The sequence below is a fragment of the Pseudoflavonifractor sp. An176 genome (assembly GCF_002160435.1).
GTDB lineage: Bacteria > Bacillota > Clostridia > Oscillospirales > Oscillospiraceae > Enterenecus > Enterenecus faecium.
This window is the reverse complement of the sequence record NZ_NFKO01000030.1, coordinates 1-25341: the sequence shown is the minus strand read 5'-3', so window position 1 is coordinate 25341 and position 25341 is coordinate 1. Positions and strand designations below refer to the sequence as shown.

Annotated in this window: 13 protein-coding genes; 5 read left to right on the top strand and 8 right to left on the bottom strand. The window is 58.6% G+C overall.

Going from position 1 to position 25341, the window contains the following annotated elements:
- Together B5F12_RS09995 and B5F12_RS09990 are read right to left on the bottom strand one after the other, a co-directional pair.
- A partial coding sequence (locus B5F12_RS09995) for an Ig-like domain-containing protein (RefSeq protein ID WP_143482375.1) occupies positions 1-5800 on the bottom strand: 5800 nt, incomplete at its 3' end.
- 17 nt (positions 5801-5817) lie between these two features.
- Positions 5818-13398, bottom strand: coding sequence for a hypothetical protein (locus B5F12_RS09990; protein ID WP_143482374.1), 7581 nt, complete (start codon positions 13396-13398; stop codon positions 5818-5820).
- A gap of 277 nt (positions 13399-13675) precedes the next feature.
- On the opposite strand from B5F12_RS09990, the gene B5F12_RS09985 reads away from it, so the two are divergent.
- Both B5F12_RS09985 and B5F12_RS09980 read left to right on the top strand, forming a co-directional pair.
- Positions 13676-14410, top strand: a complete 735-nt coding sequence (locus B5F12_RS09985) for a LytTR family DNA-binding domain-containing protein (protein ID WP_087233952.1) — start codon at positions 13676-13678, stop codon at positions 14408-14410.
- Between the two features lie 27 nt (positions 14411-14437).
- Complete coding sequence (locus B5F12_RS09980) at positions 14438-15763, top strand: ATP-binding protein (RefSeq protein WP_087233950.1); 1326 nt, start codon at positions 14438-14440, stop codon at positions 15761-15763.
- Between the two features lie 142 nt (positions 15764-15905).
- Here the strand turns inward: B5F12_RS09980 and B5F12_RS09975 are convergent, their stop codons facing one another.
- Entirely contained in the window at positions 15906-16226 is a 321-nt protein-coding gene (locus B5F12_RS09975) for a hypothetical protein (RefSeq protein ID WP_087233948.1), read from the bottom strand.
- 49 nt (positions 16227-16275) lie between these two features.
- Entirely contained in the window at positions 16276-17277 is a 1002-nt protein-coding gene (locus B5F12_RS09970; protein WP_158096798.1) for a DUF2207 domain-containing protein, read from the bottom strand.
- Between the two features lie 82 nt (positions 17278-17359).
- Here B5F12_RS09970 and B5F12_RS09965 point away from each other — a divergent pair, with 82 nt between their 5' ends.
- The gene (locus B5F12_RS09965) at positions 17360-17881 is read left to right on the top strand and encodes a GNAT family protein (protein ID WP_087233945.1); all 522 of its coding nucleotides are present in this window, start codon (positions 17360-17362) and stop codon (positions 17879-17881) included.
- Between the two features lie 87 nt (positions 17882-17968).
- On the opposite strand, the gene B5F12_RS09960 is transcribed toward B5F12_RS09965, so the two are convergent.
- Positions 17969-18391, bottom strand: coding sequence for a hypothetical protein (locus B5F12_RS09960; RefSeq protein ID WP_087233943.1), 423 nt, complete (start codon positions 18389-18391; stop codon positions 17969-17971).
- 179 nt (positions 18392-18570) lie between these two features.
- Here B5F12_RS09960 and B5F12_RS09955 point away from each other — a divergent pair, with 179 nt between their 5' ends.
- Positions 18571-18933 carry a hypothetical protein gene (locus tag B5F12_RS09955; protein WP_087233941.1) on the top strand — a complete coding sequence of 121 codons (363 nt, stop codon included), beginning with the start codon at positions 18571-18573 and terminating at the stop codon, positions 18931-18933.
- A 53-nt stretch (positions 18934-18986) separates the two neighbouring features.
- Here B5F12_RS09955 and B5F12_RS09950 read toward each other — a convergent pair whose 3' ends face one another.
- From B5F12_RS09950 to B5F12_RS09940, 3 genes are read right to left on the bottom strand one after another with little or no spacing between them, the layout of a single operon-like run.
- A complete protein-coding gene (locus B5F12_RS09950; RefSeq protein ID WP_087233939.1) occupies positions 18987-19592 on the bottom strand; it encodes a DUF4093 domain-containing protein in 606 nt (201 codons plus the stop codon).
- Positions 19586-20641: a DNA polymerase III subunit delta gene (holA, locus tag B5F12_RS09945; RefSeq protein WP_087233937.1), complete on the bottom strand. Its 1056-nt coding sequence runs from the start codon at positions 20639-20641 to the stop codon at positions 19586-19588. The genes B5F12_RS09950 and holA overlap by 7 nt, the downstream gene beginning before the upstream one ends.
- A gap of 18 nt (positions 20642-20659) precedes the next feature.
- On the bottom strand, positions 20660-22993 hold the full coding sequence (locus B5F12_RS09940; protein ID WP_087233935.1) for a DNA internalization-related competence protein ComEC/Rec2: 2334 nt from the start codon (positions 22991-22993) through the stop codon (positions 20660-20662).
- A gap of 138 nt (positions 22994-23131) precedes the next feature.
- Here B5F12_RS09940 and B5F12_RS09935 point away from each other — a divergent pair.
- Positions 23132-25341 (top strand): UvrD-helicase domain-containing protein (locus B5F12_RS09935; protein ID WP_143482373.1); only part of this gene is annotated, 2210 nt, incomplete at its 3' end.

The window sequence follows — 25341 nt, the reverse complement described above, 5'->3', positions numbered from 1 at the left end:
CGTTGACCACCACGGACTCCACATGATAGTAGGCGTCGGGGGTGATGGTGAGGGTGAAGGACTCGCCCTCGGTGACAGCGGTGGTGCCAGCGGGAGACACGGTGCCGCCCTCATTGGCGGTCACGGTGACGTTGCAGGTCTGGTAGTCGATGTCATTGGCGTTGCCGCCCAACACCGCCGCCGCCTGCATCTGATCCAGGGAAACCGTCAGCATCCCATTGACATCCAGGCTGGTCAACAGGGACAGGCCATTGTCCAGGCTGGCGGTACCCTTCACAACGGTGGTCTGCCATTCGGCCTGGCGGCCCATCACAGAGTCCGCAGGCACAGGCACCCGGCGAGACCCGGACACCAGGCACAGCTGTACCACACCGTTGGTGCCGGCCGGGATGTTCTGCTGGGTGTAATCCTGTCCGTTGAAGAGAATGCCCAGCGCCACATCCGGCGCCGCCGCTATGTCGTTGAGCAGCGGAATGGACATCTTGCGTCCCACGTTGCCCACCGCATCCTCCGCATAAATGGTAAGTTCATGCTCCAGCACGGTGTTGTCTACGGGAATTTCCACGCTGAGAGTACCATCCTCCGGAATGGTGACGGTCTGAGCCGCCTGACCGTCCACCAGAACGGTGACCACGGCGCCCGGCTCGGACAGCCCCTCCACCGTCACAGTGTCGGAGAAGTAGTCTCCGTCCGCCGGGGAGATCAGCTGCAGTCTGGGGGCGGTGGTGTCCACCCGGAACATATACTTGACCGATACGGCATCCCCCTGCTCATTCTCGCCCACCAGGGACAGAATGTGGGTGCCCTCCGTCAGGCCGCCGTCGTCCGGCAGCACATCCGTCTCCGCCCGTCCGGACAGATAGATCGTGCCGATCTGCTCCCGCTCCCCGCCAAACAAATTGGCAAAGAAATCTATAGCCTGATCCAGGAAATTCTGGTCTGTGCCCGCCTGCCATTGGCCGGAAGCCACGTCGCCGTCCAAGGTCCAGGTGCCGGACACCGGCATATCCGAGGTGATCTGGATGGTGGCATTCACCCCGTTGATGGTATCGGTACCGTCAACGCTGAAACTGCCCTCCGCCTGCACCGTCACCGTGGCCTTTTGGGGGGCCTGCATGGTGATGGCACTGCTCAACGTCTCCTGTGACAGGAAGATCTCACCGTTTGGGCCGGTGGTATATCCAGCCAGACCGATCTTGTAGACCTTTCCGGCCTCCACACCCACCGTCTGCTCCACGCTGGTCACATCGTCACGGCCCTCTGCCTCAGAGGGAAGCACAGCATTTCCATCTCCGTCCACATAGGCGGAGGTGGTATACCGCCCGCCCAGGGTGAGGGTCTCCTCTGGGGCCTCCCCAGAGGTCTCCACCCACTGCTGGGCCAGATCGGTGGCCACCAATCCGGTGTCCGTCTGCTCATAGATGGTGGCCACATAGCCGTCATATGCGCCCTGCTTCTCCACGGCCACATCGATGCTGTAATCGCCGCCCAGCTTCACGCTGTCAATGACAGGCGCCTGGGGCTGGTTGGGGTTGGTATAGGCCAGCGGTTCCTCCACCTTCACCACGTCGTTGACCGAGCGGGTCTCACTGGAGCCCACCACCTGGATGGTGTAACTGCCGCTGGGCAGATCCGTGGGCACGGCAAAGGTGGCACTGCCCTGGGTGGCCCCAGCCACCCCGCCGGAGATGATGCCGGTATCATCCGTCTCATACAGCAGGGTGGTAGTGGACTCTCCCTCCTCCGTCTGGCTCACTGCGTACACGGCCACATTTTCCACGTCGTTGAGCTCGCTGCCCTGCCAGGTCACGGTCAGCTCCTGGGTCTGGTCGTTCCACTGAACGCTGGCAGAATCCAAGCCGGGCAGGTAGGCGATGTCGTACAGGGCGGACTGGGCCGAAGCTCCCAGGGTCAACCGCCAGGCGTGGTAGTCCTCAGCCTGGGTGAAGGAGATGGTCACGTTGGCCTCACCGCTCTCCTGGTCATAGGACAGCAGCGCATTGGCGTCACTCTGCTCCTCTGCATCCTGGGTGGTGTCCAGCCACCGCAGGCTGTAAGTCTGGCCCGGGTCGTCCGGGTCAGCGAGGGTGATGCCCGGGGTGCCATAGCGGCTGTCCCCCATGGCAATGCGCTGTGCCTGCTCCAAGCTGTCCGCCTGGAAGGACAGGGTCAGTGCCTTTCCAGAGGCGCCGGAATAGCTGCCCAGCTGGATGACATGGGTCATGCCGTCGGCGCTGCGGTCAATGGAACTCTCCCCGTTGGTGCGGGTGGCTGTACCGGCCAGATCAAAGGTCCGCCGGTCGGTGGCCGCCTCCAACCGGGCATTGGTGCCCACGCTCATATACAGCACCCGGCCGGTTCCGGCATCCGTGTAGACCGGGATCCCGGACAGGGCCGCAGGCACCGTGGCCTCGGGGGTGTTGTACTTTCCAAAGGCAAAGTCCACGTCGCCGCCCCAGTAGTAGGTCACACCCATATCCAGCATCAGCACATGGAGCGCGCCCCAGATCTTGGAGGCATTCAGGCCCAAATCCACATCACCAATATGGATCTCGCCGATGAGGGGGATTTTCGGGGTGGTCACTCCCGCTGTGGCAAAGCCCTCCCAGAAAAGGCGGTTTTCCCGTTTGTCCTCCTCCAGGACGATGGAACCACTTCCTTCGATGATGTCCAGGATGTTCAGCTCAATGCCGGCATTGAGCCTCAATTCCGGGTACCACTGGGTGGTCAGAGAGGCGCTTTCCAGCAAGGTGATCCCGGCAATGTTCAGATCCCGCATCCCCAGCGAGAACTCTCTCATCCCCATGGTCAAATCCGCCCGGGCCTGCAACACCGCAAACAGGGCAAACTGTCCGGAGAAAATGAGCTTCAGCGGCGGCACACGGGAGGAGAGAAACACCGTGTCGGCCAGGCCCTCCACGCCGCCGCCGGCACCCTGGATCCAGAAAATCCCCATGCCGTCCACGTTGATGCCGGGGGTAAACCCGCCCACATAGAAATAGATCTTATTGGGCAGCGGAATGTTGTTGTACGCCGTGATGACCAGCTCTGCCTCCATATTGAGGATGGCAAAGTCCGCAGAGCCGTACACGCCCACCTCCCACAGGTCCCGGTCGGGCATGACCCGTAGGTTCAAGGTGCCCTCGACCCCGGGCAGTCCATCGGCATAGGAGGGCAGCGCCACCTCCACCGAGGCGTTGAAGCCCACAAACCCGCCGCCAAAGAGAATGTCGTGGACGTACAGGGACAGGCTTCCGGTCTCCGCCTCCTCCCAGGCCTGCTGGTCGGCGGCATACCGGGCCTGCACATCCCGCAGCTGGTCTGCCGTATAGTTGCTCTTGGCCAGATTCAGCTGCACCGCCTCCAGCGTGGAAGTCTGCCGGTTGCCCCAGTCAAAGTTGCTGGGCAGCAGGAAGTCGGGGGACATCTCAGCTCCGAATGCCACCACCCGCTTCTTGGGCGTCTGGTCGGTCACGGTCCCAGTCTCCAGCGCCATGAGGCCAAACTGGCAGTAACGGAACTCAAACAGAATGCCCGCCAGGGTCTGTGCTGTACTGGCTGCGCCCGGCCACACCAGCGTAATGGCGTTGGTGTTGGCCACGCTGTTCTCCACATCCGAGGTGGGGTTGCCCATGTAGTCGTATTGCAGCAAGGGGTACTCTTCGCCATTTTCCAGGCTGGTGATGGCACACACGCCGTTCCACACCTTGGTGCGGCTGTTGGTGGTATACACCTTGCCGTCGATGTCGGTGTTGATGACCTGCTCCTCGGTGCCTGGATTCTCCACCCGGATGGTGAGGCTGCCCGCCTCCACATCCAGACAGTTGCTGATGTTGATGGTGCTGCTCACGGTCCCATCTGCGGCCTCCACAGACACCGCACTGGCACTCACCAGATTTCCGTCCTCATCGTACTGGGCGGTAAAATCACCCCGGAACTCCAGCAAAACCTGGTTTTGCTTTTCCATGTCCGTCAGGCTGCGGTCGTAGCTTGTTTCATCGTCATACAGCCTGAGGGCATAGCCGTCCTCACCATCCTTTTCAATGGTGACGACACCGTACACGTCTGAGATGTACTCCGGCTCCTCTGTGACGGAGAACTGCAGGGCCGACGAGGTGGTGGGTTCCTTCCCTGCCTCTGCCCAGTTGAATACCACCTGGTAGCCGCCGGGATCCAGGTGCTGATCCACCACCAGGTCCAGGCTGTTTTTGTCCATATCCAGGAATACCTTACTGCTGTCCAGCACCAGGTCGGTGCCGCCGGACAGAGATTTTAAGTACACCGTGTAGGCAGATGTGTTTTGCAGCAGCTGGAAGTTCTGGCCGGAGAGAAACAGATGCCGGGTGCCGTCGGTATAGATGATCTGAGGATTGAGACTGTGAAAGGTGAGGATCTCCCCCAGAACCCCGGGGCACAGCACATAGAACTCCCGACTGGCCAGCAGGTTCTGCTCCAGAAGCTCACCGGTATCGCTGATGTCATAACAGAGGATCTCAAATTTCCGGTACTCGCTCACCGGGAGGGGGGACACATTGTAGTAAAATTCCACCTGTGCCTCTTCTCCCGGCTGAAAATCCCGGACCACCTGATAAAAGTCCTCCCGTGCGCCGCCTTCATAGAGCAGCCCCTCATAGTAATCCTCGTAGGGCTGTACCCCATTGCGCACCCGGGTCACCACAGCCATCTGGCTGACTGCGTCATCGGAGATGTTGCTCACAGACACCTGCAAATGCACATCCCCCTCAGCGCCGCCTTCCACCTGGGAGAGATAGGCGTCCTGTTCCTCGTTGAAGGTCATGGAGGCGGGCAGCTCCGGGAAGTTGATGGCGGCCCGCTCCTCCTCCCCCACCGTCACGTTGGAATAGACCCCGTAGTAGGTGCTCATCACCGCCGAGTCATCGGGCGTGATCTGGCCCAAGTCGTAGTACAGGGCGTAGGCACTGTCTGCGGTCAGATAGGTCTCATTGTAGGGGTTGGTAAAGTCCAGCCCCAGATCCGGTGTAAAGTCAAAGGAAGTCTCAGCCAGGTTGTTCCAGTGGCCAAAGGCCAGCTGGTAGGGCTCCACGGTTTGACCGTCCAACGAGGCATTGACCGTATAGGCGGTCATGCTGGGCGCGTTGGCGTCGTCCACCGCAAACATGGCGCCCGAGTAGGCCTGGCCGTCCCGGTTGTCCAGCACCTGTTCTGAGGTGATGTGCTGGTAAATGCCATTCACTCCAGGCAGCTCATAGGTGGCCCAGTCCTGGTAGCCCAGGGCGGTGTCCAGCATCAATCGGAGTTTCACATTCTCCACGTCATCCCGGTCTGTGGAGACCTGGTAGCTGATGGACACCATGCCATGCTGGGCAGAGTTCTGGTCGAGGAGGGAGAGCGTCTGCACCATGGTCAGGTCCTTCACGCTCCACTGGGCCTTCAGCGTGTTGCCCTCCTTGCTGACCTCCACGTCACTGCTGTCCAGGCCAAAGAAGCCGTAATCCCGGCCAAACACATAGTCCTCGGTGGACCCGTCCGTTCTGGTGACCCGCACTGAGGTGTAGGAGGTATCATAGTCGGCCGCGGGGTAGAGCAAATTCTTGTTGTTGTCGGACTTATTGAGCTTGTCGCCCTCCTCTGTGTTGACCAAAAAACCGCCGTTTTCCGTGGACATGGAGACAGAGAGGTACCCGTCACTCAATTCCAGATTGTCTGCATTCTCTCTCGTTTGAGCCTCGGCGGCATATGCCAGCACGCCGGGCGCGGCGGTGGCCATGACCGCCACCGCAAGCGCCCCGGACAGTGCTCGTTTCCACAATGTTTTCATAGTTCCTCCTCGCCCCCTCATTTCACGTACACCACAAACCGGTAGGTCTCATGCAGCTGGGTGGTCAACACAAAGGTGTAGTAGCCGGGTGTGGTCATCTCCACCTCCACGGTCCTCTCCTGGTCGGAGACATAACCGCCGGTGAGGCTGGTGCTGCCGGTTTTCATCTGGCCCACCGTCTTGTTGCCAGCTTTCCAGTCCAGCTTGTAGCGGTTGCCGTTCAAGGTGACTTGCAGCTGTTTTGTACCCGCATCCACCACCAAAATGTCATCCCATACCGCAATCTGACCGTCCACCGTGATGGTGGGTTCTCCTCCGGCGCGCACGGTGAGCTTGCCCTCCAGCACCCGCTCGTTTCCCGCGCCGTCCCGCACGGTGTAGATCACCGTCTGGGTGCCGCTGACCGCCGGGTCGTACACAAACTCAAATTCCATCCCCTCCGGGGTGCCCAGATCAAAGGCGGTAATGTTGTCCCGCAGCAATGCGTCAATTCCCTCTCTGCTGGTGCCCGCAGCCACGGTCAGGTTCTTCCGGTGAAGCAGGACTACCGGCGCCGTCCGATCCGGCACAGGCACCTTCAGCAGCTGTGCCACGGCCGCGTTTCCGTAATCATCCACCACACGGATGGAGGGATAGAGCCCGGCCAGATCCTCTGCAATCTGCACCTGCGTCCACACGTTGGCGGAAATGGGCACCGGGCTTCCGCCGCTCACCGTCATGGTGGCGGCGCGATTGACCTTCACGTACAGCTGGTCTCCCACCTGTGCCTGATAGGTGGCAGGGGCTATGATGCCGCTGTCACTGGCGGTGGTGGACACCTGCAAGGTCAGTTCCTCCTCCACCAGCCCGTCAATGGCCACAGAGACCGTCACTGCGTTCCCCGCAAGGTCTGTAAAGGTATACTCTTTGACACCATTTGTACTCACGTCTACGGATATGGACTCCCCACGTGTTCCGCTTTGAATCAACACCACAGGCTCATCCGCTGTGAAGCTGATCTGCGCCTGGCGGTGGTTGTCGCCATAGTCCACCTGATAGGTGATGTTGGGCAGTGTGGTATCCATGTTGTCCACCTCATCCAGGTTTACAGCGCCCAGCAGATCATCCCGCCCGGCGGCCACCGCACGCAGGGTCAAGGCCGGTGCGTTGTTGTCGTACGTGACCGTCACCTGGTTTTCCAGGAAGGAGATGGTCACCCCTTGGGGCACTGGGATCTGCTGTCCCTGACTGTCAATGGGATAGACATCCTGCAGCCCTCTGCTGAACTGGATCTGGGCGCTGACCTCCTGGTTGGTGGCGGACAGAGCATGGTTTGCCGACCATTTGACCTGATCCACCACCTGGGGCGGTGTGGTGTCCACGCCGGTGACTTCCATCTCCATCTGGCCTGTCACCAACTCACCCCGGTACTCATAGGAGTAGAACACATTCACCGGGCCGTTCTCCCACACCGTCAGGTAGGAATATCCATAGAAAGAGGAGTTGAGATCCTGATCCAACACGGCATCCGGCACCCCGTCGTTGTCGGCGTCATTGGTGATTTTCAGCTCGGTGACCCCTTCCATGTTGGGGGGCATCAGATAGATGCGCACACTGGCACCGTCATCCACCGCCACTTGGGCGTACTCAGGATCCACCTGATCCCCGATGGCCGTAATATTCACCGATACCGCTGTCACATGATCCGCCTCATCCACGGCGTAGAGCACAAACTGCGCATTGCCGGTGATCTCCAGGCTGCGGCCCTGGAGCTTCACCCCCGGGATCTCATCACTGGTTCCGGTCTCGTAGGTGGGCGCCTCCCCGTACAGGTCCGACTTGATAAACAGCCGCACAGCGCTCTCATCCACAATGTCCACGTTCCAGCGATAACTCTCCGCCCAGCCCATGCTTCTGACGAAGGCATCCATGTCGGTGTACACGTTTTCCGCGCCGTATTTTTCCCGATAATCCGGCAGGGTGGCGCCATCCTGGGGCCGCTCTTCATGGAGGTACCAGAAGGCAACCCCCGCCTCAGCCGGTGTATCCTTGTATACCCGGTATCCGGTGATGCCCACATCGGGCGCCACGGTGTCCGCCTCCTGGGTCGGGTAGGGTTTGATCTCATAGTCCAGGGTCACCGTATAGTCCGGCCCCTGAACCCCGTACTGGTTGACGTAACCGCGGAAGGTATAGCTGGTCTCCCCGCCGGCGGTAAAGACATACTTGGGACAGGTGCCTGTCTGGGGGTCCACGAGGGTGCTGCCGTTTTGATCCACCAGGTAGGCAGTCACATCCCCGTAAATCACTTGATTCTCCAGGTCCACACTGGTGTAGCTGTCCCACCGGACCATAGGTTCGATCTCCTCTTTGTAAATGTTGCTGACCTGGAACCCGCGCACATAGGTTGTCTCCTTGGAGCTTATCCACACCTCGATATAGGAATTCTCCGACACGGTCACCTGTACCGTCCCGTTTTCGTCCGTGGCAACCTGCCAGGACGGATCCGGATTGATAATTTCCACCTGATTGTGTTCACTGGACACCGTCATGGTCACCGGATCCTGGGTGTAGTCCAGGGTGGAAAAGCTGATTTTGGGATCCTCGGGCAGGGCGGTGATCTCCACCTCCTGCTGATACTCATTTCCAAAAATGTCGTCGAAAGTGATGGTGTACGTGCCATTTTCATAGATGGGGAGGGAACAGAATGTGCCGTATCCCACGTCCACGGCAATGCGGCTGCCGTGGGGGTCTATGAGCTCGGTGACCCGGAACATTCGGTTGTCCTGGATATAGCCCTGCAGATAGTTTTCCGTCCTCTCTGCGTCTTCCCTCAAAACCGGTTTGGTGTTGGAGGCAGAGACCTGGAAGGTCTCATACAGAGCCTCTTCGGCAGCTCCGCTGGCCTTGTAGCTGGCAGAGACAACAATGGTGTGTTCCACCATAGCCCCCTCTTCCACCGACGGATCGTAGGGGAAGTCCCCGTAAATGGTCAGACCTGCTCCCCCGTCGGCTGTCGCAGTGGTGGAAAAGGATTTGATGCCCCCCTCATTGCGCTGGCTTTCATTCTGGTCCATCGCTTTCACATCGACGGCACTGCGCTGATCCACCTGAATGGTGAGGCTGTCCACGGCGTCCAGCACCTGCTCCCAGGCATCTGTCTCTTCTGCGGAGAGTCTGATCCGGTAGGAGTTCTCGCCGTCGGCGGAGGCAGAGGCAGACACCCCTGGGGTTACGTCAGCTATGCCGTAGTACTGGGTATCGCTGCGCTCCACATGGAAGCTGGGATAGAATACCTTGGCGTTGCCCGCGCCGTCATAGATCACCAGGCACTGCGTGGTATTCAGGTCTGAGTCGATGGGGGCATCAATCCGGGCACCCATGGACCCCCACTCCCCGTTTTGGTTGGCCTGGAAGCGCAGCGGTTCCTTCCAATCGGTGACTTCCTGGTAGATCCAGACGGTTTTTTCCTCCCGGTATCCATAGTACACCTTTACATCTCCGCTGGGAGAGAAGGCATTGGCCACGGTCACGTCCACATATTCGGTGTATGCCTTTCCGGACTCTGTCTGACCGGTGGGGCCAAAGGAGTAGTTCAGCTCCAGCTCCGGGCTCTGGGTGGTGAGGTTGATCTGCATCTGATAGATGGGGGAGAGTTTTCCGTTTTCCATCTTCAGTTGATAGTAGATGGTGTTTTCCCCCACGGCATACTTCAGGTTATCGTTGCCCGCATCCTGAACCGAGTACTGGGAGATGTCATCCACAATGTCGCACTCACCCCCATTCCGGTCGTACCAGTCCAGGTTGCTAAACGCAAGCAACCGGGATACGCCATTTGCACAGCTGACATCCTGGAAGTCCAGGTCGTTGGGGTCGCCGGTGGCGCCGGCATTCCAGATTTTCATGCCGGACACGAGCCCCAGATCCGTTCCCAGCCATTGGCCATATCCGTCTTCTTCCGTAGACTGGGAGGCCAGCGTCAGCTTCAGCAGTCCCGCATCATTGTGCAGGCTGTTCATGGTCTCCTCGTAGCCCACGATGTAGCCGTTGACGGTAACCGGGGTCACCTTTCTGGCCTCTGCCACATCCTGCCCATCCTGGGGGGTCACAGCCTCCGCCCCACTGGGCTTGGAAATGCCCACGTTCAACACCTGGAGAGTCTGGCCCTCCTCGGCCGTCTTGCTCCAGGCCAGGCCGCTGCCATTGTCGTAGGAGAAGGCGACGGGGAGATACCCGTCGTAGGATGTCACACCAAACTGACCGGGTATTTCGCCGGCATCCAGCAGCAGATACCCTTCCCGGCCGGAGGGCAAGGCACTGGGCAGGTAGATCTCCTGCACCCCGCCCCCCTTTTGCGCCACATGGAGCCACAGCGTGTACGCGCCGGTGGTCAACTTGTTGCCATCCAGATCCTGTGCCGGTACCGAGAACCACTGCTGCTGTCCGGCGCTGAAGGGGATTTTCTCCGAAATGACGCTCTCCGGAGCGGGTGCCCCATCCGCAGCCTGGACCAGCTGTCCGTCTTGATCGGTGCGGACGAACAGCGCATAGGAGTTTTCCAGATCCACGTCCTGTACACCCCAGTCGTCATACAGCTGATTGCGCAGCGTGATCCCGATTCGGGCGCCTGTCATGGACTGGTCGAATTTGTAATAGTCATAGGTGAATGTGTTGGTCTCTTCCACCCCTTTGCCGGAGCTGTCCTGCACTTGAATTTGACCATCGATGTCGTAGACGTCGTCTCTTTCCGGCGCATAACACACCTGCAGCTCCACATCTTCCGAGCGCGTGACATCCGTTTCATCGTCCACAGCCTGGGATGCCACGGGTGTCATGGACTGGGCGCTGGCATTCAGGCGCACCGTCACCGGGCCATAGTAGCTCCAGTCCGGGGTACCGGACTCCACCGTCAAATACACACCCTCAGCGATGGACACCCGATACCACTCCACAGCGTTGGACGCGGAACCGAACAAGGTCTCCCCGTCGGGATTGGTCACAATGCCCACATAGGTCTGGTTGTCCATGGTCATTATGGCACGGACATAGAGATCCCCGCCCTGGGCGGTCTCACCAGTCCAGCCGGGCCGGTCAATCACCAGTCCCGGGTCGGCGATGGGAGCATCCAGGTTGTCAGACACAGAATAGTTGACAATGGTTTTGGTCAAATCCGCAGTGACAGACTGCTCCACCTGGGCCATGTTTCCATGGACATCGTAGGCCTGCACCACCAGCTTCTTGGAGACAGCAGTGACGCCGGAGACCGTGGTCTCCACCGTCAGCAGGCCGCCGGTCTCATCCCAGCTGTCCACCATAATCCAGTTGCTGTCCTGGGCTTGCGCGTCTGCTTCCACCCATTGGTATTTGACCAGCTCCACCCCATTGAGATCCTGGGCGTACACGGTGGCCGTGAGGGTGGCAGTATTGTTTTGGTTCTGGTCCTGGCCGGACACCGTTTTGACATTGGAGATGCTCACGGTGGGCGCCGCATGGTCCACGGAGATATTCTGTCCCTGGGTACTCAAGGCCACCTCTCCACCATTGCCCAGCAGATCCTGGGCGTAGAGGTGAATTTGGAAGGGGGCCTGGTCATCCAACTCCACGCCTTGGGTGTCGGTCAGTTTCAAATGCAGGTAGTATGTGCCGTCCTGCTGCATGAACACATCGTTCCAAATCAGATTCCCGCTGCTGCCTATGGTGCCGGTGCCGGAGTAGTTCTCCGGGGTCTCGGGAGACATATCAAAGGTGTACTGATAGGGAACGTTTGAGCTTCCCTTGCTGGAAGTCAATGCCACCTTTCCACCGGCCATGCCTGCACTCAGGCCGTTCTCCACCGAGTCCTTGACCTCGACGGCAATGAGAAACTCGTCCGCAGCCACCGTCTCCGCCTGTTGGATGGTCACCGAAGGGGCGGCAGTATCCAGGAAATTTTGCACCGTGGGCGGGTTGTCGCTGACGTCCACCACGTTCTGGTCCTGGGTTTCCATGTAGTTGCCGCTGATGTCCCGCAGGTGTCCGCCGGTGGACAGGCTCACCGCCTGGATCTGAACTCCCTGCGGCGTGAAGTCCTGCTCCACCGTCACAGACTGGAACACCAGGATGGATACCGGCTCTGCGTTGACGCCGTTGGCATATCCATCCTCCACGTCCACCAGGGGGACGGTCACCGGTACCAGATCCCCCCCGTCATTTCTGGACAGATTCCAGGTGAGGGTAACGTCCTCCATCTCCTCCTGGGTCAGCGGCGCAATGCGCTCGCTGAGCTGCACTCGCAGCTGCACCTGATCCCCGGTGGTGGAAAAGAGCTTGGTGCGGTCCAGGTCCTCCGGCCACTGGCCGGGGAGCGTGGTCATGCTGGCATCCACGTTGGTGCCGGAGAGCAGCACCTTGTCCACATTGACCGGGTCATTGTCCAGAAACAGCGCCTTGGCGCGGACGTTCTTTTTGCCGTCTGCCATCAGCATTACCGGGTTGCCCGCCAAATCGGTGACAGGGGTGTTGACCTCATAGTAGCTGTCCTGGGCGCTGGTGATAAAGTTCTGGTAGAGATACAGGCTGTAATTGAGTTGGGAGGTATCCGTACGATTCTCCAGTGAGACGATCTGATACTCCTCTCCCTCCAGTGCGCTGGTGTCAACGATTTGGAAGCCCAGGGCTCCGCCCTTGTGGCTGGCGCCCTCCAGCCCATTTTCCAGGGCGACGCACTCCGCCTGAAGATAGATCACCTGGGCCGCGGGGTCGTCTGCGGGAACAACCCCCACCTCCAGCTTCAAGTCGGCCAGGTCCTCTTTGGTGGTGCTCTGGTTTGCCGGCCGCATCATCTCCTGCTCACAAAGCCAGATTACCGGCTTCCCGTCGTACGCTTGGGCGTCTTCCGTCACCAGGATCTCCCAGGGGTCCGGGTCGGACTCAGTCACCTGGCCCGGCGAGACCATGTCGGCCAGAACATACCACGCCGAATGGGAAGAGGCATCTTCCCCTGTACCCACAATGGTCATCCGGGGGTTGGTGTGGTCGGGCATGGGGGTCCAGGTGCTGGAACAGGGCGAACTGGGCCGGTCACTCATCTCTCCCACCAGGTCGTTCACGGAGTGCCCCACCTGAATGTTGTCCTTCTCTGTACTGGCCACAGCGCCAGTGCCCATGTTCACATAGATGTCCTCCCAGGAATAGGCCTCCGGGAAGGACTCATCAGGGAAGTCCTTCCAGTCATAAGTGACATTCCAGGACCCATACCCGGCTTTTGTCCAGAACTCCATGTAATACAAGTGATCGTCGCCACGGACCGTTCTCATGTACACCCCTGAGCTGCTGCTCACCTTGGACATATTCTTGGTCAGGGTATAGCCGGAAAAGTCCACAAAGTTGTAGTACGCCACGCTTCCGTCTGGCTGGGACAGCGTATTCTCCACCACAGCGGCGGTTTGCTTGTTCATCACATTCACCGGGGTGCGCTCCGGCATCTCCAGATAGTTCTCCGCCGCACTGGCCTTAAAGCCAACCCCCTCCAGGCTCCAGAGCCCGGACATCTCCAGAAGCATACCCGCGGCCAACACCGCACTGACCACGCGCCTGCCCTTCTTGCCCCATGGCACCTTCTTTTCTCCCATTGTTCTCATACGTTCCTCCTTGTCTTGCCCTCGACATCCACTTGATCCGTTTCTTTCCTGATCTCCTTTCCCGGCATCCATCAACAGTATCATCGCTGGATATAGTTGGTTTCATTCTAGCTTGACGTTCCCATGTCAGCAAGGTAATTGGCAACAACGTATTGTTTCTGGCAAGAAAGAATTTCCACTGGCTGGAATCTGTGTCCATTCTATGCTATGATGGTCGAAAGGGGGCATCGAAGCGCCTCTGGCACCCCCTGACTTTGGGAGAGAGGAGACGGCGTGGATGCGCATTGCGTTGGTGGATGACGACCGCGGGTTTCAGCGGTCTGTGCAGGCGCTCTGTCAGGAGTTCGGCGCCCGGCACTGTGTGCACATGGAAACCGACTTTTTCTCCTCCGGTGAGGAGTTCCTCCAACACTTCACCCATGGCAGCTATGACCTGATTTTTATGGACATCTACATGGGCGAGATGGACGGAATTGCCGTTGCTTCGCAGATTCGCCGCACCGACCGCTGGGTGAAGCTGGTCTTTTTAACCTCCAGCTCGGATTTTATGCCGGAGGCATTTTCCTTCCACGCCTTTGAATACCTGACCAAGCCCCTGGACAAGGACCGCTTTTTTCAGGTGTTGGCGGATGTGCACCTGATGGACGATGCCCCTCCCTTTGTCAATCTGACCAGCGGCAGACAGACCCACTCTGTCTTTCTCGATGACATACTCTCTGTGGTCACCGATGCCCATTACCTGGAGGTCAAATTGAAAGGTGGCACTACCCTCCGCTGCCGCATGACCGTCTCCGCATTTCAGACCCTGGTGGGAAATGATCCCCGGTTTCTCTGCGTCAACAAAGGGGTGCTGGTCAACGCCGACTACGTCGCCGAGATGAGCAAGGATCAATGCGTCCTTCAGGACCAGTCGGCCTTTCCGGTCAAGGTCCGACAGAGCCAAAAGATTGTGGACCAGTTGAGAGCATACAACTTTGAAAAGATCCGCAGCCAACAACGGCATTCCAGATGAATTTTGATTGGAAAAGAGGTGACTTTCGTGGATGCTGCCCCCTATGTTCGGGCCATGCTGGAGTTTTCCATCATCATCCCCGCCGCCTGGATCTGCTACTGTCCCATGCACGATTCGCTGAAATATTCCCCCAGAAAAACCTTTCTGCTGTGCGCCCTTGCGGCATTGATTTACTTTCCCCTGATCGGCTTGTTCCAGATGACGTTTTCCCATATCATCCACATCAATGTCCCCCTTGGCATCTCGGTGGTGCTGTTCTTCCTTCTCTATCACCGAACGCTGCGCACCAATCTTTCCCAGTCCGCGGCCATGTTTCTCAACGCCTGTGCTCTGATGTCCTTTCCCAGCAGCTTTGCCTATGCCTTTGACGCATGGCTGCACCCCACCTCCAACTACTTGGGCTTTTCCTTTTCCGCGACGCTGTTCCAGTTGGCCCTGTCCTTCGCCATTGCCGCAGCCGCCACGCCATTTTTGTGGAAGCACTTTGCCTACGCCATTCGTACCATTCATTCTACCGCGGTCTGGAATACCTTTCTCATCTTTCCCGTCCTGTTCACCGCTTCCAATGTGTTTACCATCCCACTTTCCTACCAGACCCTGCACACTGGCAGGATGTTCCAAATTTATGTTGGCATGGAAACTCTTTTCCTGTTAATACTCTTTTTTATCTATGCCATTCTCTACCGAATTTCCTATGTTCTGGCCGAACAGCACCGCCAAGAGGAGCATACACACTTTCTTCAACTTCAGCTCAAGCAATATCAGTCTCTGCAGGAATATGTGGATCGGACCCGTCAGATCCGCCATGATTTTCGCCACTCCATCCATGCCCTCTCCCAGATGGCTCACGCCGGAGATATGGATGGGATCACACGCTATCTCCATGAATATGAGCAATCCATCCCTCCATCTTCCCCCTTAAAGTACTGCAACCTCAGCGGGGTCAACGCCCTTTTGAATTACTACCGGGACATTGCCGCAGAAGAACAAATTCAGACCAATTGGAACATTCACATTCCCGCCCTCCAGCGCATACCGGAACCAATGCTATGCGGTCTGCTGGGCAATATCCTGGAAAATGCCGTCTCCGGGTGCTCCACTGTGCCGCCCCATATGCGCTATTTCAACCTGACCATTGATATGAAAAACTCCCACGATCTGTATATTGTCTCCAGCAACAGCTTCAACGGCGTGGTGGTCAAGCACAACGGAGAATACCTGTCCACCAAACATTCCGGCAAGGGCATCGGCCTGTCCTCCATTGCCGCAGCCGCCAAGGAATACGGCGGCACCCTGGTGGTCTCCCACACCGACACCGCGTTTTACATGGACGTTGTCATTCAAATCCAATAGGACCCCCCCGGCATAGCCGGGGGTTTTCATTAGACAATAACGCGGTCGGGTTTGATGTGCCCGACCGCGTTACTGTTTTTACCCATCTTCATGCGGGCAAATTGATTTTTTATGTGAAATCGTCTTGAAGCTGCGCTTACTATTAGGGGCACAGTTCATTTATGTGTTTTAAAACTTCGTAGTCTAACGGTACAGGCACCGGTGTTTTGTGTTCCCCAATGATGGCCTGTTTCTCTGATAACACCTTCCCGGAAGCCGTAGACACATCCAAGGGAGGAGAATCCAATGAGTTCAGAAACAAGAAGGTAAGGGCAATATATCCCAGCACCGCTACAAACAGCGCGCCAAGTACACAGACCACAGCAATCCGCAAGCCCTTATGGATCTTCTCTCTACACAAGATCAGTACCAGGATACCCGCCGCTATGATAAGCAGGGCAATCCCTGCTGCCCACAGCTCCATATGCGTTCCCCCTTTATGCAACAAGTTTGCAGATGCAAATGCATGGATTTTACCAGCTTCCGCCGCCTCCTCCACCGGATCCGCCGCCGGAAACACCGCCACCACCGCCGGATCCGCCGCCGGACGAGCTCTGTCTCGGAGCGGAAGACATGGCGCTGGCCGCACTGCTCAGTGTCCGATCCATGGCATGCCACATGGTAGCAGTCGTAAATGCACCATGCCCGCTGTACCACTCAGGCGGTTCGATGGCAATGCCTTCAAACTTGTCCACCCATTTATCAGACACACCCAGCACATAGGCAAAGGGCAGGATGTTGTAAAAATATTTTGGATTGTCATGGACAAGCATTTCCAGCCGGTCTTTTTCCGCCGTTTCCAAAAACTTTTTGAACCCGGTTATCTTTTCTAAATTTTTATGGCTCTCCTCTGTGCGGCCCGGGACGTAACACGCCAGCCAGAACGCTCCGGCAAGAATCGGCACGCCGATCACGAAAGGAATGAACCGCTCATTCCCACCCAGGACGTTGGCAAGTATCACAACATCAAGAGCGAAGCCGCCAATAACAAGCAGCCAGCAGAGAAGCTGCAGCCGCGTGGACTTCAGGGTATGTATGCGGCCCTTTTCTCCGGAATAACCGTAATTAGAGGATATCTGATTCAGGGTGCGATAGAATTTATTCCTGAGATCGCTCCCGGTAACCATGTCTTTGCCGCTTTCAAAGAGACCTTCAAAAAACCTTTTTTTATCCTCGTCAAGATCATGGGGATACGGCTTTATACGCTCGATGCGGTACGCACCGCTCCCCGCCTCGTCGCCGTCATGAATGGCAATATAGCCCTCGTTTGCCAGCTCAATGAGCAGGGCGACTATATCTTTTTTCGGCAGCTTTCCTTTATACCAATACGCTACGTCTGCACTGTTCATGCCCTCGGGCGGATAAAATTCAACGGTCTCAATGACCTTCTTTTCCCTGCCGTATTTGAGCCATATGATAAATACAAAAATAAGGCACGCAAGAGGAATCAGCGCCATGGTGCTGAGCTTTAACATATGTACTCTTTCTAATACTTGCGAGCTATTTATGAATCTGTTACACTCCATTTATCCACAGAAATTACATGGAGGAAAGAGAATGGAAAAGATTCAATACGAAAACCTGACCATCCGTCAAGCCGAAGCCTCCGATGCAAAGCAGCTTGCTACATGGTGGAATGACGGCGCCGTCATGGCCCACGCAGGCTTTCCCAACGGCGTGGGGACCACCGAGGTCGAAGTCATAAAGGGGCTTGGCAAGGGGTCTTTGGTCATTGAAGAAGACCACCGATTAATCGGTGAGTGCAATTATCGTGACCTGGGTGACGGTGTTGCCGAAATCGGCATTAAAATCTGCGAAACCGATGGCCAAAACCGTGGTGTGGGCAGAAAAATTCTGAGTATGCTCATTGGCTGGCTCTTTGAAAACGGCTATTCTAAGGTCATTCTCGACACCAATCTGAAGAACACCAGGGCACAACATGTCTACGAGTCCCTTGGGTTCCGCAAGGTGAGAACCAACGTGGATGCCTGGAGAGATCAACTGGGCCAGCTGCAATCCTCCATCGACTATGAGCTGATTGAGAAGGATTTTATCAGCTATATAAACCATAAGCTCTAACAACAAAAACCTCATGACCAAAAACGGGAGCGCCCCGAATGCAGCTGCATTCGGGGCGCTCCCGTTTTTGGTAGCTCTCTCTGCCCACTACCCCATCCTCGTCTTTTTACAAATGGACCTCAAAATAAAATAAACCACGGTATAGGTACCAGAAATCCACAATGAAACACCTAGCGCAAAGAGAAGCTCCATTAAGATTCCTTCCCAGCCACTGAACAAAAGATCCATGACACTCAGGGAAAGGAAGGTGGATACTAAAATAATCAGGGCAGACCAGAAGATCTCCTTTACCGTGAACTGGTACATCTGATCGAACAGCGCAAATGCCGGCCCGGCCAGGAACACTTCAAACATACTCACCCAATAGGCCACCACCAGCCACAGCCAAATCCAATCGCAATCTTGCCCCACAAAACGCCCGGGCATGAGAACATAGCCCACCAACAGAAACAGGAAAATAAAACCGTTATAAATCAAATATGCCCGCATATTCTTCAGCATCTCAACCATGGTCTCGCCCTTCTTTCATACGTTCACACCATACAGCATCAAATAATAGTCGTACCATTTCCCCTTTCTATTTCTCTCTCATTGTACCAGACCCCATGGAAAATACAACACCATCTGTCACCCTTCTCCCCGCTCCGGCATAGCCTGAAAACGGCGATGGCCAGAAAGGAGAGATTCCAATGCTTCCTACCGTAAATCCTGAGGTGCTGGGTGAGACCCAAACCTGCCCCGCCGTGGGCTATCAGTCCGCTTCCATCTGCGTGCCCGTCACCGTCACCCCCTTCGCCCAGACGGGGCTGACTGCCACCAAATGCTGCGGCACCCCCGTGGTAACCCCAGGCCGTGAGGTGTGCAACGGCATGAAGAACGGCTCCTGTGTGTTCACCATCACCCAGGACATCTGTGTGGCGGTGCCTGTGGAGTTCGGCGCTGTGGCCACCGTGGGCGACACCTATGTCAGCTGCAACGAGGTTTCCGACAACGACATCTGCACCGGCTGCGACCAGATGCCCCCAGTCACCCCTGAGATTCCTCAGGTTTAAACTTTCCCTCACAACGTTTTGGGGAGTGGACCATTCGTCCACTCACCTTTTGGTTATTCCTTGGATTGTTCCAGTTCCTCCACCATCTGCGCCACCTCGTCCGGGGTGTGCAGGGCGTTGAGCATGGCCAGCAAGGCCTTGCTGTTCATGTGCTGGGGCAGCCCCAGGCGGTGGAGCAGCTTCTCCCGGCGTGCCGCCGAGTCCGGCCGCCCGGTGAGCCCCAGGGCAAACAGGTCCGCCGGGGTCAGATCGCCCCGGGCCGGGGCGGGCCCATCCCCATCCAATACCGTGGCCCCCGCCCGCAAAAGGGCCTGGCGCAATACCTCGGGGTTCATGCCCTCCACCCCCAGCTTGCCCTCTTTTCCGGCCTTGCGCTTGCGCCGCTCCTTGCCGTACACGTCGGGAATGTAGGCGTGTTTCACCTGGTTTTTGGGAATGGCCCCTTTTAAGTAGTTGCGGATGACAAATCCCGCCCCGTCGGAGTCGGTGAGGACAATGATGCCCTGGCGCTGGGCCAGACGGCGAATGAGCTCCAGCTTCTCCCCGTCCTTGAACACCCCAAACCCAGACGTCTCCAGAATGAGCCCGTCCACCACCTGGGACAGGCTGTTTTTATCGTAACGGCCCTCCACAATGATGGCCTCTTTGATTTTCAGCATTCAATCACCTTCCGTCCTGCGGACAATTCCATGAGCAGCTGGGTGAGAATCTCCCCCTCTGCCCCGTAGTTGATTTTCATCTGGAGGTCTGCCTCCGCACAGCGGCGCACCGCGTGACGGCACCACACCAGGGAGAACTTCCGGGCCGCATCCATGAGCTTGTCCCCCTGGAAGGAGTGCTTCATCCCCCACAGCTGCATAAAGTCGCTGCGGCTCTTTCCCGCGTCCAGATAGAGCCGGGCGGTATAGAGTTGGCGGAAATACTTGCCCATCACCGACAAGATCATGATGGTGGCCTCCTGGCTGTGGAGCAGATCGGCCAGCACCGCGGCGGCCTTGTCAAAGTCCCGGCGGGCCAGGGCATCCGTCATCTGGAACACCACCGCATCCACCTGGGGGATGGCCACGGCGTCCATGTCCTCTCTGGTCACCCGCTCCCCCGAGGCGTAGGCACAAATTTTCTCCAGCTCGGTGGACAGGTTGGTCATGCTGTCCCCGCACAGGAAAATGAGGTACTGGGCGTCGGCAGAGTCCACCCGGTGGCCCATGGCCTTGCACTTGCGCACAATCCAGTCGGTGAGGTCCCCGGTGGACTGGCGCTGGAAGTTCACCAGTGCCTCCGACTTTTTCAGATAGGTGCCCAGCTTGCTCCGCCCGTCCACCTTGAAATTCAACAGGTCGTAGACAAACACCAGACAGCAGTAGTCGGGCAGGTCCTCAAACAGCTCCAGCAGCTGCTGCCGCCCCTTCTCCCCCTGGCCCATGAGGTCGAAGTCGGTGACCAGCACCAAGGTGCGCTCACTCATCATGGGCAGGCAGTCCACCGCCTGGGCAATCCAGTCCACCGAGCACTCCTTGCCCTGGGCGGTGTGGAGGTTGAAGTCCTCCATGCCCTGGGGCAAAATGGCCTTTTTCAGCTCTCCCAGATAATATTCCCGCAAAAAAGTCTCGTCGCCGTAGAAGACATAGAGGTTTTTCAGCCCTCCCTGGCGCAGCGCCTTTTTCAGTTCCCGCATGGCGGTGTTGTCCGTTTGCTGTTTGGGCGGCATACCGCTTCCTCCTCTTATTTACCAAATTCCCACGTTCTCCCCCTGGACCACCACCGTCACCGTCCCCTCCTGGTCGGTGCGGTGGACCTCCACCCCAGAGCGGTGCAGCCGCTCCAAGGTCTCCTGGTCCGGGTGTCCATAGGAGTTGCCCTCTCCCACCGAGATGATGCCCAGCTCCGGCCGGGCCCATCCCAAGAGCTCCATGCTGGTGGAGTCCGCCGAACCGTGGTGGCCCACCATCAACAGCTCAATGTTGGGGATGACAAAGTATTTCACAATCATGTGCTCTACATAGCTGTCTGCATCTCCGGTAATGAGCACGTCAAAGTCATCCACCGTGCACAGCACCGACAGCCCTTCCTCGTTGGTGGTGCCGCTGCCCAGGGGCGGGATGACCCGCAGCTCCATCTCGCCCAGGGTCAAGTCCACCTCGTCCTCCACCCACTGGCAGGGGATGGACCGCTCTTCCAACCAACTCTCCAGCTGCTGGGCCTCCTTCTGGTCTTTGGCAGACACGGGGACGTATACCTCCCCCACCTCCACCCGGTCCAGCAGGCGCTCCACGCCGTTGAAGTGGTCCTTGTCCAAGTGGGTGAGCAGGAGTACGTCCACCTCGGTGCGCCCCACCGAGGCCAGATAGTCGGCGGACAGGTCCCCCGCTGAAGTGCTCTCACTCCCTCCGCAGTCCACCACCACGGTGTGGTCCCCATGCATCAAGACGGTGGAGGCACCCTGGCCCATATCCACCGCCCCCACCACCAGATCAGACCGGGCCACGGTAAAGGCGGACAGCCCCACGGGCAGAGCCAGCAGTATCAGTAACCCCGCTCCGGTCCAAAGCACCTGAGTCAGAGCCACACCGCCCCACAGCAGCAGCCCAAATACCGCATAAGCTCCCACCAGCCAGATCACGTGGTAGATGTTTTTCATATCCAGCACCGCATAGGGGAATGTGCCCAACTTGTGTACCATCCACACGGTGTAGTGGCCCAATAGTCCCGCGCCCTGTCCCAACAGTGCCGCCACACCGGGCAGCCACAGCCCCAGAAGGCCCAGGACCAGAGCGCACATCATCAAAATCGACATGGCCCAGAGGGTCAGGATGTTGGCCACCGGCGCCACCAGGGACACCTGGCCGAAGACCACCCCCACCAGCGGCACCGTCAGCACCATAGCGCCCAGGGAGGCAGACACCGAGGCGCTGACCCACTGCCACGCTCTCCCCGCCACCTTCCTCCATCCACGCAGGATACGCTCCTCCAGATACTTGGTGAGGCCCCGGTAGATTCTAGGGGTGAGCAATAAAATCCCCGACACGGACAGGAAGGACAGCTGTAACCCCACCTGCGCCACGGAAAAGGGGTTTTGCACCATGAGCACCAGCAGAGACAGGGCCATGGCGGAGGGCGCATCCTGCTCCCGTCCCACCACAGGCACCACCAGCGCGGCTCCCTGCATCCACACCGCCCGAAAGGCGGAGGGAGTCCCCCCGGCCATCACCGCATAAAACACCAGCACCGGGATGAGGGCCACGGCGCAGCGGCGGCGGTTGCGGCAAAGCACCATCAGCACACCCACCAGAAAGGAGACGTGGAGCCCGGACACCACCGCGGCGTGGGTCACACCCGACCGATTCATGTCCGTGTACAGCCCGTCGTCCAAGAAGCTCTTGTCGCCCAGAGACACCGCAAGGGCCAGAGGGGCAGTGGCCTGGTCAAAGGCCACCTGGATGCCCTCTTTCAGCCGCTGGGCCGCCCAGGCGGGCCAGCAGGAAATGGGCAGAACAGCGGGGCGCTCCACCGTGGGCGCCTGTTCACAGGTCCCCAGGAGGAACACCCCTTTGGCTGTGTAATAGGTCACTTCCTCCCCATAGGTAAATGAGGTATACTCCACCTGTCCCTCTGCCTGGACATGGTCGCCCAATTGTACCGACTTCCAGCTCTCAGGCGCATAGAGAAGCAAGTCCACCCCAGAGTCCAGGCGCAGGGTGAAGGAATAGCTTCCGGTGTCGGTGGCCTGGGGCTGGGCGATCACCGTGCCCGAGATGGTCTGCGTCCCCTCACACGCCATGGCAGGCACACACACCAGAAAATAGTACACACAAAACCAGCACAGTCCGGCCCCGCAGCCCAATACCACAGCCGTTCCCCGGCGGCACATCTGCCAGAGCACATAGCGCCGCCGTCTGTTTGTGGTCATCTCCAGCCAGTCCTGTTTGTCCTTGGGCTGGGTCCGGTGCCAGAGCACGAGAATCGGGAGGGCGGGGACAACCAGCCACAAAACCGGGACGTTCCCCATCATCAGCAGACACATAACCGCAAAGCCCCCTGCAAACCAGGTCAGCTTGCGCATGTCCGCCACCTCCCTTCTCTGTCTTTCCCCATTTTAACGGGTGCGCCCCTGCAAGTCAACCGCTCCCCCGGTTGCCCTGGGTGTGGGAATCTGATATAATGGCTTGCAACTGGACTTTACAGCAAGGATTTGATATAGATGCTCAATCAAAAACAGTGTTCTGAATTTGCCTCTCTGCGCCGGGCGGCCATCGCCCTGGACTACCCCAACCTGAACCCGGAGCAGCTCCAGGCCGTGCTCACCACCCAGGGCCCGCTGCTGCTGCTGGCGGGGGCTGGCTCGGGCAAGACCACGGTGCTCATCCACCGGGTGGCCAACCTCATCCGCTATGGCCGGGGCTCCGACTCCACCGAGGTGCCGGACTGGGCCACCGAAGAGGATTTGAACTTTTTGCGCCACTATGTGGACCACCCCACCGAGGAGGGGCGGGAGTACGCCGCCCGGCTGTGTGAGCTGGACCCCGCGCCCCCCTGGACCATCCTGGCCATCACCTTTACCAACAAGGCCGCCGGAGAGCTGAAAGACCGCCTGGAACGGGTGCTGGGCCCCCAGGCCCTGGACATCTGGGCCTCCACCTTCCACTCCGCCTGTGTGCGCATCCTGCGCCGGGACATTGAGCGGCTGGGCTTCCCCTCCTCCTTCACCATCTACGACACCGACGACTCCATCCGGGTGGTGAAGGACTGCCTCAAGGAGCTTGGCATGGACGAGAAGCTCTTCCCGCCCCGCTCGGTGCTGGGCACCATCTCCAAGGCCAAGGACCAGATGCAGTTGGCGGAAGACTTCCACAAAGAGGCCTATAAAAGTGGAGATTTCCGCTTAGAGCAGATCTCCCGCCTGTACACCCTCTACCAAAAGCGGCTGTGGGAGGCCGGAGCCCTGGACTTCGACGACATTATCTTCCACACCGTACGCCTGTTGCAGCAGGAGGAGGACGTGCTGGCCTACTACCAAAACAAGTTCCGCTATGTGCTCATTGACGAGTACCAGGACACCAACCACATGCAGTATCTCCTGGCCTCCCTGCTGGCCGGGGGCCACAAAAACATCTGTGTGGTGGGCGACGACGACCAGTCCATCTACCGCTTCCGGGGCGCCACCATTGAGAACATTCTCTCCTTTGAGAAGCAGTACAAGGGCGCCCAGTGCATCCGCCTGGAGCAGAACTACCGCTCCACCAAGACCATCCTGTCGGCGGCCAACCACGTCATCCGCCGCAACCAGGGCCGCAAGGGCAAGGAGCTGTGGACAGCGGGGGCAGAGGGAGACAAGGTCCACCTGTACACCGCCATGAACGAGAGCGACGAGGCCCAGTATGTGGCCAACACCATTTTGGAGCACTACCGCCAGGGCATGAAGTGGCGGGACCATGCGGTGCTCTACCGCATGAACGCCCAGTCCTATCAGCTGGAATTGGCCTTCAAGCGCACCGGCATCCCCTACCGGGTCATCGGGGGCACCCGCTTCTTTGACCGGGCGGAAGTGAAGGACATGCTGGCCTACCTGTGCGTGGTGGCCAATCCCCAGGACGATCTGCGCCTGGGCCGCATCATCAACGTCCCCGCCCGGGGCATCGGTGCCACCACCGTGGAGCGGGCCCGGGCCATCGCCGCCCAGGAGGGGCTGTCCCTGTGGCAGGTGGTGAGCCAGCCCGAGCAGTACCCCGAGCTGCAAAAGGCCGGGGCCAAGCTGGGGGCCTTCACCGCCATCATCCGGGACTTGCAGGCCCTGAGCTCCACCATGGACCTGGCCGCCTTCTACGAGCTGGTGATGGAGCGCACCGGGTACGCCGCCATGCTCCAGGTCAAGCAGGATGTGGAAAACCGCACCCGTCTGGAGAACATTCGAGAGCTTCTGACCTCCATCAAGGGGTATATGGAAAACAGCGAGTCCCCCACCTTGGCGGGCTTCTTGGACGAGATCGCCCTGTATACCGATTTGGACAACCACGACCCCAACGAGGACGCCGTGGTGATGATGACCATGCACTCGGCCAAGGGCCTGGAGTTCCCCGTGGTATTTGTGGTGGGCATGGAAGAGGGCATCTTCCCCGGTATGCGCTGCATCGGCGACGAGGAGGAGATGGAAGAGGAGCGGCGGCTGTGCTATGTGGCCCTGACTCGGGCCAAGGAGCAGCTGTACCTCACCTGTGCCAGCATGCGTATGCTGTACGGCCGCACCAGCGCCAACCGCCCCTCCCGCTTCGCCGGGGAGATTCCCCCCGAGCTGTTGGCGCAGAGCGGGCGCAGCTATCAGGAGCATTCCCGGCCCTGGGAGAGCGGCAGCAGCTTTGTCCCCTCTCCCCAGGCCCGGCCCAAGCCCATTCCCACCCCTGGCAAGCCCTACCC